This window comes from Streptomyces flaveolus (assembly GCF_014648815.1).
In the GTDB taxonomy this organism is placed as follows: Bacteria; Actinomycetota; Actinomycetes; order Streptomycetales; family Streptomycetaceae; genus Streptomyces; species Streptomyces flaveolus.
Genome location: NZ_BMRV01000008.1, coordinates 67,488 through 79,605 on the forward strand (window position 1 = coordinate 67,488; position 12,118 = coordinate 79,605).

9 protein-coding genes and 1 pseudogene are annotated in these 12,118 nt (G+C 70.0%); 4 read left to right on the plus strand and 6 right to left on the minus strand.

Annotated elements, in window-relative coordinates:
- Nucleotides 1–25 precede the first annotated feature (25 nt).
- Both IEZ05_RS19785 and IEZ05_RS19790 read left to right on the plus strand, forming a co-directional pair.
- The gene (locus IEZ05_RS19785; RefSeq protein WP_189231501.1) at nucleotides 26–2,239 is read left to right on the plus strand and encodes an ATP-binding SpoIIE family protein phosphatase; all 2,214 of its coding nucleotides are present in this window, start codon (nucleotides 26–28) and stop codon (nucleotides 2,237–2,239) included.
- A 51-nt stretch (nucleotides 2,240–2,290) separates the two neighbouring features.
- Nucleotides 2,291–2,917, plus strand: a complete 627-nt coding sequence (locus IEZ05_RS19790; protein ID WP_189231502.1) for a TetR/AcrR family transcriptional regulator — start codon at nucleotides 2,291–2,293, stop codon at nucleotides 2,915–2,917.
- A 71-nt stretch (nucleotides 2,918–2,988) separates the two neighbouring features.
- Here IEZ05_RS19790 and IEZ05_RS19795 read toward each other — a convergent pair whose 3' ends face one another.
- The gene (locus IEZ05_RS19795) at nucleotides 2,989–6,204 is read right to left on the minus strand and encodes a bifunctional cytochrome P450/NADPH--P450 reductase (RefSeq protein ID WP_189231503.1); all 3,216 of its coding nucleotides are present in this window, start codon (nucleotides 6,202–6,204) and stop codon (nucleotides 2,989–2,991) included.
- A 252-nt stretch (nucleotides 6,205–6,456) separates the two neighbouring features.
- Here IEZ05_RS19795 and IEZ05_RS19800 point away from each other — a divergent pair, with 252 nt between their 5' ends.
- Nucleotides 6,457–7,518 carry a zinc-binding dehydrogenase gene (locus IEZ05_RS19800; RefSeq protein WP_189231504.1) on the plus strand — a complete coding sequence of 354 codons (1,062 nt, stop codon included), beginning with the start codon at nucleotides 6,457–6,459 and terminating at the stop codon, nucleotides 7,516–7,518.
- Between the two features lie 108 nt (nucleotides 7,519–7,626).
- On the opposite strand, the pseudogene IEZ05_RS19805 reads toward IEZ05_RS19800, so the two are convergent.
- A pseudogene (locus IEZ05_RS19805) lies at nucleotides 7,627–7,779 on the minus strand (DUF1345 domain-containing protein); the annotation flags it as partial.
- A gap of 134 nt (nucleotides 7,780–7,913) precedes the next feature.
- Between IEZ05_RS19805 and IEZ05_RS19810 the strand changes: the two are divergent.
- Nucleotides 7,914–9,134: a metallophosphoesterase gene (locus IEZ05_RS19810; RefSeq protein ID WP_189231505.1), complete on the plus strand. Its 1,221-nt coding sequence runs from the start codon at nucleotides 7,914–7,916 to the stop codon at nucleotides 9,132–9,134.
- Between the two features lie 198 nt (nucleotides 9,135–9,332).
- Here the strand turns inward: IEZ05_RS19810 and IEZ05_RS36375 are convergent, their stop codons facing one another.
- From IEZ05_RS36375 to IEZ05_RS19830, 4 genes are all read right to left on the minus strand, one after another.
- The gene (locus IEZ05_RS36375) at nucleotides 9,333–9,446 is read right to left on the minus strand and encodes a helix-turn-helix domain-containing protein (RefSeq protein ID WP_229869769.1); all 114 of its coding nucleotides are present in this window, start codon (nucleotides 9,444–9,446) and stop codon (nucleotides 9,333–9,335) included.
- On the minus strand, nucleotides 9,439–9,768 hold the full coding sequence (locus IEZ05_RS36815) for an alpha-amylase (protein ID WP_189231506.1): 330 nt from the start codon (nucleotides 9,766–9,768) through the stop codon (nucleotides 9,439–9,441). The genes IEZ05_RS36375 and IEZ05_RS36815 overlap by 8 nt, the downstream gene beginning before the upstream one ends.
- Nucleotides 9,769–10,257: 489 nt before the next feature.
- On the minus strand, nucleotides 10,258–10,716 hold the full coding sequence (locus IEZ05_RS19825; RefSeq protein ID WP_189231507.1) for a MaoC family dehydratase: 459 nt from the start codon (nucleotides 10,714–10,716) through the stop codon (nucleotides 10,258–10,260).
- A gap of 32 nt (nucleotides 10,717–10,748) precedes the next feature.
- On the minus strand, nucleotides 10,749–12,095 hold the full coding sequence (locus tag IEZ05_RS19830) for an MFS transporter (RefSeq protein ID WP_189231508.1): 1,347 nt from the start codon (nucleotides 12,093–12,095) through the stop codon (nucleotides 10,749–10,751).
- Nucleotides 12,096–12,118 lie beyond the last annotated feature (23 nt).

Below are 12,118 nucleotides of genomic sequence, written 5' to 3' on the forward strand. Positions count from 1 at the left end.
CGCAGCCGTCCGAGGAGCGCACGTCATGGCCTTCCCGTACATTCGCACTATGGGAACCGATGTCGATGCGTTCCTTGGTCAGCTGGCCCGCCACCTCAGACCACAGGTGGAGAAGCTGTCCGGCCTTCTGCTCCAGCGCCTGAACGGCGAACTGCCCGAGCTGTGGGAAGACGCGGACATCGCGGCTCTGACCCTGGAGGAGACCGCCCAGCACGTCACCGCCCTGCTGGATCTCCTGGAGGCCCGCCCCGGTACGAGCGCACCGGAAGCTCCTCCGGCAGCCTTGGACATCGCCCGCCTCTACGCCCGGCGGGGGATCCCGGTGAGCCGGCTCCTCCGTGCCTACCGGCTCGACCATCTCAGCTTGCTCGAACAGCTGCAGGCCGAAGCTCCCCGCCTCACCGGCGACTGGCGCATGATCAACCTGGCCACGATGAGGTTGGTCGCGATCGGTTTCGACTACGTGGACCGTGCCTCGGAAGAGGTCGTCGCCGCCTACCAGGAAGAACGCGACCACCTGCTGCAGCGTCGGCTCGCCCTCACCGACAGGGCGAGCAAGCGGATCGGGACCACGCTCGACATCTCCCGCACCGCGGAGGAGTTGACGGAGGTCTGCACCGAGGACTTCGCCGACCTCGTCACCGTCGACCTCTTCGACTCCGCACTCGACGAAACCGGCACCGGTTCGCCGGAGGCCCTGACGCAGCGCCGCGTCGCCCAGCGCTCCGTCCTCGACGACTGTCCGGAGTCCCTGCTCCGCATTGGTGAGACCCACGCCTATCCCGACGACTCGGAACCGGTTCGCGCACTGACCACCGGACGATCCGTCCTGCACCACATCGCGGGGTCCGAGATGCCCACGTGGGTGGCGCCGTCGGAGACCCACGGCCGAGTGCTGCACGACCTCGGTCTCCACTCCGTACTCCTCGTGCCTTTGCACGCCCGTGGAGACACCCTCGGCCTGGTGCAGTTCGTACGCCATCGCACCTCGGCCCCCTTCGACGACGACGATCTCCTGCTCGCGCAGGAGATCGTCTCCAGGGCGGCGGTGTCCATCGACAACGCCCGCCGGTACACCCACGAGCGTTCCACCGCGCTCACCCTCCAGCGGACCCTGCTGCCGCGGAACACGGTGAAACACTCGGCCGTCGAAACGGCCTCGCGCTACCTGCCCGCCGGGGCCCGCGCCGGCGTGGGCGGCGACTGGTACGACGTCATTCCCTTGTCCGGAGCCCGCGTCGCGCTGGTCGTCGGCGACGTGGTCGGTCACGGCCTGCACGCCGCCGCCACCATGGGCCGACTCCGCACAGCCGTCCGCGCCTTCGCCGACATCGACCTCATGCCCGATGAACTCCTCACCCATCTGGACGACGTGGTCATCCGCATGCAGCGCGAGGAGTCGGCGGACAAGGGCGAGACCAGCGCCGCCTGCCTGTACGCGATCTACGACCCCGTCTCCCGCCGGTGCTCCCTGGCCAGTGCCGGACATGTCCCGCCGACCGTGGTGACCTCCCCGGCGCCGGGCGGGACCGCCCGGGCCGCCAGGGTGGTCGAGTCGCCCGAGGTACCGATCGGACCGCCCCTCGGCCTGGGTGGACTCCCCTTCGAGACGGCGGAGTTCGAGCTGCCGGAGGACAGCCTGCTGGTCCTGCACACCGACGGGCTGATCGCCGGCCGCACGCGTGACGTGGACCAAGGACTCGCCACGCTGCACGACGTCCTCACCTCGGCCCCGGACTCACTGGAGGAGATCTGCGACCGGCTCTTGGCCGCACTGCTGCCCGGCCGCCCCGCCGACGACGTCGCCCTGCTCGTCGCCCGGACCCATGTCCTCGACCCGGACCACGTGGCCACGATGGACCTCCCGCCCGATCCGGCGGCCGTGTCCGGGGCGCGACGCTTCGCCTCCGACGTCCTGACGACCTGGGGGGTGGAGGAACTTTCCTTCACCACGGAGCTGGTCGTCAGCGAACTGGTCACGAACGCGATCCGCTATGGCAAGAGCCCCATCCAGCTGCGACTGATCCTCCAGTCGACTCTCACCTGCGAGGTCTCCGATGCCAGCAGCACCGCCCCGCATCTGCGCCGTGCCCGGATCTACGACGAAGGCGGCCGCGGCCTGCTCCTCGTCGCCCAGTGCGCGGAGCGCTGGGGGACGCGGCACGGTCGCGAGGGAAAGGTCATCTGGGCCGAGCAGGCCCTTCCCGCGGACAGCGCGTCGACCGCCGAGGTGACGTAACGCCTGCTCGGAGCCGACTTGATCGATCGACTAAGTCGATATAGTGAACGCATGGCTCATGTTTCCGCGGCGGAGCGCCGCCCCCAATTGATCAAGGCGGCCATCGACCTCATGACCCGGGAGGGCGTCGCCGCGGGGAGCACTCGCGCCATCGCCGCGGAGCTCGGCGTCGCGCAGGCCACCGTCCATTACACCTTCGGCACGAAGGAGGGCCTGTACCGAGCTGTCATGGACCAGATCACCGACGAGCTGGTCGCGCAGGTGCAGCGGGAGGCGCCGGAGCATGCGGGCTTCGAGGAGACCTTCAGCGCCCTGGCGGGTGCCCTGTGGGGCACCGTGCGCGAGCCGACGTCGCACCACCAGTTGCTCAGCGAACTGACCATGTTCGCCCTGCGCATGCCCGGCCTCAACGAGGCCCGGCAGAGCCACTACCGGCGGGTCATAGAGGTGACCGCCCAGGTGATCACGGAGACGGCCGAGAGGGCAGGGCAGGAACTGGCGGAGTCCCCCGAGACGGTGGCCCGGTTCTTCCTCTCCGGCTTCGACGGACTCACCATGCAGGTCCTCCAGACCCTGCCGGACGACGCCACCGAGCGGACGGGGCTCAGGGCGCTCGTGGCCGCAACCGTGGCGCTGGCCAAGGGGGACCTCGACCTTCCGGACGTACCGACGGCCTGACACGACGCGAGAACGGTTGTGGGCGCACCCTTCCAGGTGCGCCCACAACCGATTCTTCCTCCTTGCGAGAATCAGCCGGCCCAGACGTCCTCGACGTAGCGTCCGGACGCGACGAGCTCCGCCAGCCACGCCACGGCCTGCTCGTCGCTCGCGCCGGTCCGCTCGCGGTGGACCGCCATGAACGCCTCCCGTACGGCGGGGGCCATGCGGCGGCCGTCGCCGCAGACGTAGACGCGTCCGCCGGCCTCCAGGACCGACCACACCTCCTCGCTCTCGCGGGCGATGCGCTCCTGGACGAAACGGACGCCGTCCTCGGGCGCGTGCATGAAGGTGGGGCGCATGCTGACGGCGCCGGCCGCCTCCGCCGCCTCGAACTCCTCCCGGTGCAGGAAGTCCACGTCGGGGTGGTCGCAGCCGAAGTAGCAGAGCAGGGTGCCGGTCGAGCCCGTGTGGTGGCGGTCCAGGACGGCTCCGCGGAAGGGCGCGAGTCCGGTGCCCGCGCTGACCAGGATCACCGGTACGGAGGTGTCCTCGGGGAGGCGGAAGGACTCGCTGCACGGCAGGACCCGGGCCTGGATCACGTCGCCCGCGTCCACGGTCTGCAGGAAGTGCGAGGCGATGCCCCGGAAGGTGCCCTCGCCCGCCCTGTGGGGCGCTGCGAGCAGCGACACCATCAGGTCGGCCTCGCCGGGCCGGGCCGCGGCGGACGACGAGATCGAGTAGTGCCGGGGACGCAGGACCGGCAGCAGTTCCAGGAAGCGCTCGAAGGGCAGCTCGCACGCGCGGTAGCGCTCCAGGAGGTCCAGGACACTGAGCCCCGCGACGCTCACCTGCTCCCGGAAGGTCTCGGGATCGGCGCTGGCGAGGGCGGTGAGCGGCTGCTTCTCGGGCGGGCAGTCGGTGTGCTCGGCGAGCACGGCGACCTGCTCCTGGGTGGCCGCGTCCTGGAGCTCGACGAAGTCGGTGAGCAGGCGGCGCAGGGTCAGCGGCCGGTCCACGGGCAGGGCACCCCGGCTCCGGCGGCGGGCGCGCAGTCGGACGGTGCGGTCCAGGTCGAGGCCGAAGCGGTCGGCGACGCGCTGGACGAGGGCCTCGGGGTTACTGGGCAGGACGGCCAGGTGGTCGGCGGTGCGATAGGTGACGCCCTCGGGCAGCCGGAGCCGCAGGAACCGCTTGGAGCGGCCCAGTTCGTGGTCGGTGTCGACGAGTTCGTACGCTTCGAGGACCTCCATCGGCTGGACGCCGTGCCGTTCGGCGAGACCGCCGAGGACCGACTCCGAGGTGTCCTCCAGCTCGTACAGTCCTTCCCCTTCCGCCTCAGGCGCGGGGCCGACCGCTTCACCGGCGGTCGCCTCGCCGTACTCCTCCAGGAGCGCCTTCCACAGGTCTTCCGTCCACTGGTCGACCGCTCCGCCGAAGTCGCCGGAGGCGTCGGCGCTGCCGCGCTCCAGGAGCGGAACGGCGCCGGCGGCGGTCAGACGCTCGTCGATCAGGGTGGGGATCCGCTGGTACGTGGCGGCCCAGTTGCGGTCGCCGACACCGAGGACGGCGTAGCGCAGCCCGGTGAGCGAGCCGGGGGCGAGGTTCTCCAGGGAGGCGACGAACTCGGCGGCGTCGTCGGTCGGGCGGCCGTTGTAGGAAGCGGCGACGATGACGACGGGGCCCTTGGAGCCGGCCAACCTCTCCGTGTACTGGTCGAGGGAGGTGACGGTCGGGGCGAAGCCGTGCTCCTCGCCGTCCGTGCCGAGGTCGCGGGCGATGCCGGCGCAGGTGCCGAGGTTGGAGCCGTGGAGCAGCGTCAGCGCGGTCCCGCTCGCCCGGCGCGTCACGGCCGCGGCCCGGCCCGCGGCGGCGTCCACCGCCGCGGCGGCGGGCAGGCGCCGTTCGTCGCTGGTGCGGCGGGCGAGCCTCAGGCTGAACCCGTCGGGCTTGATCGTCAGCGTCGACTTGATCTTCATCTGGTAGTCGGTGTGGTCGATCAGCCGATAGCGGTGCACCAGCAGGCCGAGCAGCAGGGTGGCCTCGTGCAGCGCGAACTGGCGCCCGATGCAGGCCCGCTCACCGCTGCCGAACGGCTTGAAGGCGTGGACCGAACGGGCCGCCTCCCGCTCGGGAGTGAAGCGCTCGGGATCGAACAGCTCGACGTTCTCCCCCCAGGCCGCGTCGCGGTGCAGGGCCGAGGCGATCACCATCAGCGACTCGCCCTTGCGCACGGGGTACTTGCCGCCGATGACGGTGTCCTCGATCGGCTCGACGGCGTACGCGGGCGCCGTCGGCCACAGTCGAAGGCTCTCGTTGAGCACCTGGCGGATATAGGTGAGCTTGCCGATGTCGCCGTACTGGGGGTCCGGGGATTCGGTGTCGCCCCACAAGGCGTCCACCTCGGCCTGGGCCCGGGCGAGGACCTCCGGGTGCTTGGTCAGGTAATAGAGGGCGAAGGAGAGCGCGCTGCTGGTGGTCTCGTGGCCGGCGATCAGGAAGGTGATCACCTGGTGCCGGATGTTGACGTCGTCCAGCGGCTCGCCGGTGACGGGGTCCTTCGTGTGCAGCATCAGCCCCATCAGGTCGTCCGTGCTGGTGTCGCCGGAGGCGCGACGCTCCCTGATCACGTCGTCGACGAGGTCCGTCATCAGGTCGACGTCCGCGCGGAACTGCTCGACCTTCTTCCTCTTGAACAGTTCGGAGCCCGGGATGGACTCGCCCTTCTCCTGGGCGAAGACGAGGGCCCGGGCCATCGCCTCGACGAACGGGTGCAGGTCGTCGCGGCGGAAGGACTGGAAGTCGTAGCCGAAGCCGCACAGGCCGATCGTGTCGAAGGTCAGCCGGGTCATCTCATCGGGCACGTCCACCGTCTGCACCCCGGCCAGCCGGTCCCACTTGCCGATCAGCGACCGGGCGACCTGGAGCATGGGGGCGTGGTAGCTGCGCATCGAGCCGAGCGAGAACGCGGGCATCAGGATGTCGTGGGCCTTGCGCCAGTTCGGCTCGTGGTTGTAGGCGGTGAACAGGCCGTCCCCGGCCAGAGCCCGGACCTCGACCAGGTCGGCGTGCACGTGCTTGCGGAAGCGGGTCTCGTCCGACAGCTCGGTCACGAGGTCCAGACCGCCGACCATGACGGTGTCCCTCCCGAAGAGCCGCAGCCGGTACACGGGCCCGAATTCCCTGAACTCCTTCAGCAGGTAGGCCAGGAAGTCCGCGCCCGCCGGAACGTTGAACGCGTGGCCTACGAGGGGCAGCGGGGGGCGCTCGGGGATCGCCCGCGCCGCGCCTACGGACACCTGAGTCATGAGCGTGCCTTTCGTTGCACTCCAGCAGTCACCAGCCAACATACATACGACTTTGTCGAGTGAACATGTCGCATGACTGTATTGAATGACACAGTCATGGTGCGGAACTCGGAAGGCCCCGCGCACGTCCGGCGGGAGCGGCTTGACAGATGACATCGTCAGTAGACACGGTTAAACGACATGGTCAGTCGACCATGTCAAGCGCCTGAGCTAGGCGCGCGCTTCTTCCACCGAGCACATCGAGGTTTCCGCATGAACACCATGCTGGCCGGGCGGCTGCGCCTGGACACCCGCACCTTCGCCGTCGAAGAGGTTCCGATCCCGGTTCCAGGCCCGGGTGAAGTCCTCGTGGAGGTGCGGGCCGCCGGCGTCTGCCTGTCCGACATCCATCTGATCGACGGCAGCCTGAGCCCCTTCTTCCCCACCGACGCCGTCACGAAGGCGGGCGCCGTCACCCTCGGCCACGAGGTCGCCGGAGTCGTCCACACCCTCGGCCAGGACGTGAAGGGCGACTGGACGCCCGGACAGCGCGTGGTCCTCCAGGCCGGCGAGGCATGCGGCGACTGCCCCGGCTGCCTGCGACGGATGATGTGCCACCGCCCGCTCACCCGCGGCCTCGACTACGACGGCGGCTGGGCGCAGTACACGATCGCCCGCGAGCACACGCTGCTGCCCATCCCGGACGGCCTGCCCTTCGACCAGGCCGCGATCATCCCCGACGCGGTCTCCACCCCGTACGCCGCGATCGTGGGCACCGGCGCGGTCCGCCCCGCCCAGTCGGTCGGCATCTGGGGCGCGGGTGGCCTCGGCGCCCACGCCGTGCGGCTCGCCCGGATGGTCGGCGCGGCCCCGATCCTCGCGATCGACCCGCTGCCCTCGGCCCGCGAGCGGGCCCTCCTCTTCGGCGCGGACGTCGCCCTCGACCCCCTCGCCCCGGACTTCGCGGAGGCGGTGCGGGAGGCGACGGCCGGGCGCGGCCTCGATGTCGCGTTCGACTTCGCCGGCGTGGGCTCCGCCCGTGCCCAGGCCGCGTCGGTCCTGGGTCCCTTCGGTTCGCTCGTCCTCGCCGGACTCACCCCGGAGCCGGTCGCGATCGCCGACAGCATCGGCTTCTGCTTCAACGTCAACCAGGTCCGCGGACACTACGGCTCCGAGCCGGAGCACGTGGAACAGCTCGTCGGACTGGCCGCCGCCGGACGGATCGACCTCGGTCCCTCCGTCAGCGCCCACGTCCCGCTGGCGGAAGCCGCGGACGCCGTCGCCCGCCTGGAGAAGAAGATCGGGGACCCGATCCGCCTCGTGCTCACCCCCTGAGCGGCGGGGGCGGTGGCGGGTTCGCTCCGCACGCGCGGACGAACCGGTCACCGCCCCACCATCGCCCGAGGACCGACGGCACCTGTCAGACGCCCTGCCCACTGTCCAGGCTGCGACCATGCCGGCCACGATCACCGTGTTGAAGACGAACGCGATCGTCGCGTTGGCCGCCACCGTCCGGCGCATCTCCCTCGACAGCACCGTGACGTCCGTCGTACCGAACGTCGTCATGACCGAAAGGGCGAAGTACACGTAGTCGACGGTGCAGCAGGAGCCTGAGGGGCATGGGGCGGGTCACTGCCCAGAAGGGGCCGCGTCCATGAACGCCGGTCCTGCCGGCCCGAAGCCGACCGGGTACAGTGCGCGAGACGGCAGCCCGGTCGGGGAGGGGAAGCGTGACCGACACCAGCAGCACTCGGCCCGCCGAGGGTGGAGCGCAAGCCCCGCGGCCGAGCCGACTGCACCGCCTGATGCGCTACATCCCCCTGATCGCCCCCGTCCTGCTGTGGGCTGTCCCCTGCTGGGTGCTCCTGCACACAGGCCAGCACTGGCCGCTGCCCGTCACGCTGGCCGGCACCGCGCTGTTCGCCCTCGGCCTGGTCGGTATGCCACTCGCGATGGTGCGCGGTCACGGCCGGCGCCAGCAGGACCGGGCGGCGATCGTCGGTGACACCCTGCTGGGCACCAGCTGGGTACTGTTCACCTGGTCCGTTCTGCTCGGCGTCTTCCTGCGGCTCGTCCTGGCCGTGACCGGCGTCGGCGAGAGCCAGGACCGGGCCAGGATCGTCACCTGGGCCGTCCTCGGCGTGACCGTTGTGCTGCTCATCTGGGGGTACGGCGAGGCCCGCCGGGTGCCACGCGTGCGTCGGCTCGACGTGCGACTTCCGCGGCTGGGGGCCGGGTTGGACGGCCTGCGGGTCGTTCTTGTCACCGACACCCACTACGGGCCGATCGATCGCGCCCGCTGGTCGGCACGCGTGTGCGAGAGCGTGAACACCCTCGACGCCGACCTCGTGTGCCACACCGGGGACATCGCGGACGGCACGGCCGAACGCCGCCGCGCCCAGGCCGCCCCGCTCGGTACCGTGCGGGCCACCCATGCCCGGGTCTACGTCACCGGCAACCACGAGTACTACAGCGAGGCCCAGGGCTGGGTGGACCTGATGGACGAGCTGGGCTGGGAGCCGCTGCGCAACCGCCACCTGCTGCTCGAACGCGGAGGCGACACCCTCGTGGTCGCCGGCGTGGACGACGTCACCGCCGAGTCCTCCGGTCTGACAGGCCACCGGGCCCACCTTGCCGGAGCCCTGGACGGCGCCGACCCGGACCTGCCCGTCCTGCTCCTGGCACACCAGCCCAAGTTCGTCGACCGGGCGGCAGCCGCCGGCATCGACCTCCAGCTGTCGGGCCACACCCACGGCGGCCAGATCTGGCCCTTCCACCATCTGGTCCGCCTCGACCAGCCCGCCCTCGCCGGCCTCAGCCGCCACGGCACCCGCACCCTCCTCTACACCAGCCGCGGCACCGGCTTCTGGGGCCCGCCGTTCCGCGTCTTCGCGCCCAGCGAGATCACCCTGCTCGTGCTCCGCAGCCCGCACCTGCCCAGCTCGCCGTAGCACTGTGCGCCTATCGCGCTCTCGCGACACGCGCCCGAAGCCGGCTTGCTCGCTCTCCCGGCAGTTCACTGGTTCGGGAAGCTCGTGCACGCGCCCCGTGACGTGAGCTCAGCTCGGAGCGGTCGCCACGATGTCAGGCGCGAGGTCCAGGAGCAGGAGGGCCGCCGCCACGTGGGTCGGGTTGTCCTCCTTGACGGCCTAGAGCTCGTTGGCGCGTGAGACCCGCCGTTCGACGGTGTTGCGGTGCGCGTAGAAGTTGGCGGCTGCCCGGGTGGTGTCGAAGCCGCACCGTTCCACCGTGCGGTCAGGCATCGTCGGCTTGGTCACACAGGACGATGCCCTCGACCGTGTTCCCGGTGGTTCCGTACCCCGGGAAGGTGAACCGGTTTCCCGGGGCCACCTCCTGACAGGGGACGTCCGTTCCGTCGCCGTACAGGACCTTCGCCCTGTGGGCGGTGGAGCAGTCGTTCATCACGAACGTGTAGCGCCACCCAGGGCTGTACGTCAGGCACGCGGGCACGGGGGTCTGGGTTCCCGCACTCTCCTGAGGTTCGGCGTGGGCCGCCGTGGAGGGTGCGGCTACGGTCAGAACCACCGAGCAAGCCAAGAAAGTTGAACGCACAAACCGCTTCATCAGAGTGCTCCCCTTCACTTACTGAACGAACACCCTCAGAGTACGGAGGCCGACCCGAGTCGGGAAAAAGGTTGCGGCAAGTTCCAGCAACTCGCGGCATCGGTTTTCCATGCCTCTCGTGAGACACAGTTTCCGATGAACGAGCATGTCAAAGAGCCGAGTTGATTTCACACCCCGGGGCGTCGGGACACATCTGGACGGATGAACCTGCGGATGCAGTGAGGCTACCGTCGGATGAAGCGGCACGTCCCACTCCTGCCACCAGGCCGCACTGCCGTCGATGAATGAACGCATGGCCGTGACCAGTGAGGCAGTCGCGACGAGACCGAAAGTCATCGCCCCCTCCCGTTCCCCGGTCCGCTCCGGCGGTCTGCACCGGGTGCAGCCGGCAGGTCCCTGGTAGTGCAGGAGGCGGGCCTTCTGCTCGGGGGCGGTGCCGTCCTCCTTCGAGGAGTTGGGTCGGCGTACGGGCGCCGGCCGCCGGCCCGCTCAGGGATAGAAGTGGGTCAGTGACTCCGCGACACAGGCCGGTTTCCGTGACCCCTCCAGTTCGAAGGTGAAGGCCCGCGTCATCTGCACCCCGCCCCGGGCGACCTCCTTCACCTCACCGACCGAGGCGTGCAGCCGGACGCGGCTGCCGACGGGGACGGGTGCCGGATACCTGACCCGGTTGACCCCGTAGTTGAGTGCGCGCCCCACCCCGGTCACCTGGAGCAGCTCGCCGAACATGGGGATGCCCCAGCTCAGGACCATGTAACCGTGTGCGATGGTGCGCCCGTACGGGCCGTCCGAGGCGCGCGCCACGTCGGTGTGGATCCACTGGTGGTCCCCGGAGACGTAGGCGTAGGCGTCGATGAGTTCCTGGGTGACCTCTTTCCAGTCCGAGTGCCCGAGGTCGCGTCCGCCGAGGGCGAGGATCTCCGGGATGCCGTGCACGATCAGGGGCATGGGCGGTACTCCGTTCTGCGAGTGGGGGACGGTCAGGCGCCGACGGGGGCGGTGCGGGAGTCGGCGACGGCGGGGCCGGCGGCCTGCTCGTCGTGGTCGGGGCGCCTGAGCAGCAGGAGCATGCAGCCCAGGGTGAGCGCCACCTGGAAGACGGCGTAGGCGATGACCGCGGTGACGGAGCCGGTCCGGTTGAGCAGGAACTGGCCGACGATCGGCGTCGTACCGCCCAGCAGCGTGCCGCACAGCTGGTAGCAGAGCGAGATACCGGTGTAGCGCAGGTGGGCGGGGAAGCGGCTGGCGAGCATGCCGGCGAGGGCGGCGTAGTACAGGCAGTGCGGGATGGTGGCGACGGAGACACCGAGCATCGCGAGACCGTAGTTCTCGGTGCCGATGAGGACGAACATCAGGGGCATCAGGACCAGTTCGGGCACCAGCATCACGAGCACGGCGCGGGACCAGCTCTTCATCCTGGTGGCCATCACCGCGCCGAAGGGCTGGACGACGATCTGGGTGATGTTGGCGACCAGGATGATCGTGAGGAACGAACTGCGGTCGAATCCGAGCGAGCTGGTGGCCCAGGACAGGGCGAACGTCGACTTGAAGTAGGTCGCCGAGAGGCCGATGGTGCAGGCGCCGATGCCGAGGACGATCAGCATGGGGTGGCTGCGCAGCACCTCGGAGAGCGGAAGCCTGACGACTTCCTTCTTCTCGATGAGCTTGGCCATGGCCGGGGACTCGGCGACCTTCAGCCGGACCAGCAGACCGACCATGACGAGCGCGGCGGAGGCGAGGAAGGGCACCCGCCAGCCCCAGGCGACGAAGGCGTCGTCGGGCAGTTGGCTGATGGCCAGGAAGCTCAGGGTGGACAGGGTGTTGCCGACGGGTGATCCCTGCTGGGCGAACGCCCCGTACAGGACCGATTTGCCCTTGGGGGCGTGTTCGGAGGCGATCAGCACGGAGCCGCCCCATTCACCGCCGAGGCCGATGCCCTGGATCATGCGGATGCAGACCAGGAGGACCGGGGCGGCGATGCCGATGGACCCGTAGCCCGGGAGCAGACCGATCGCGGTGGTGGAGAGGCCCATCATCAGCAGGGTGATGACGAGGGTCTTCTTGCGGCCGAGGCGGTCGCCGTAGTGGCCGAAGACGATGCCGCCGATGGGGCGGGCGAGGAAGCCGACCCAGAAGGTGGCGAAGGCGACCAGGGTGCCCACGGCGCCTTCGAGTTCGGGGAAGAACACCTTGTCGAAGACGAGAGCCGCCGCGGTGCCGTAGATGTAGAAGTCGAACCACTCGATGGTCGAGCCGATGAAGGCTCCGATCCCGGCGCGGTTGGCGGCTTTCGTCTTCTCGCGTGCGGTGGCGGTGGACGCACTCATGGGTGGCTCCCTGTGAACATGGT

Bases quoted from the DNA above. Each gene is read 5' to 3' on its own strand.
- IEZ05_RS19785 (WP_189231501.1), top strand. From the start codon at position 26: ATGGCCTTCCCGTACATTCGCACTATGGGAACCGATGTCGATGCGTTC.
- IEZ05_RS19790 (WP_189231502.1), top strand. From the start codon at position 2,291: ATGGCTCATGTTTCCGCGGCGGAGCGCCGCCCCCAATTGATCAAGGCG.
- IEZ05_RS19795 (WP_189231503.1), bottom strand. From the start codon at position 6,204: ATGACTCAGGTGTCCGTAGGCGCGGCGCGGGCGATCCCCGAGCGCCCC.
- IEZ05_RS19800 (WP_189231504.1), top strand. From the start codon at position 6,457: ATGAACACCATGCTGGCCGGGCGGCTGCGCCTGGACACCCGCACCTTC.
- IEZ05_RS36375 (WP_229869769.1), bottom strand. From the start codon at position 9,446: ATGCCTGACCGCACGGTGGAACGGTGCGGCTTCGACACCACCCGGGCA.
- IEZ05_RS36815 (WP_189231506.1), bottom strand. From the start codon at position 9,768: ATGAAGCGGTTTGTGCGTTCAACTTTCTTGGCTTGCTCGGTGGTTCTG.
- IEZ05_RS19825 (WP_189231507.1), bottom strand. From the start codon at position 10,716: ATGCCCCTGATCGTGCACGGCATCCCGGAGATCCTCGCCCTCGGCGGA.
- IEZ05_RS19830 (WP_189231508.1), bottom strand. From the start codon at position 12,095: ATGAGTGCGTCCACCGCCACCGCACGCGAGAAGACGAAAGCCGCCAAC.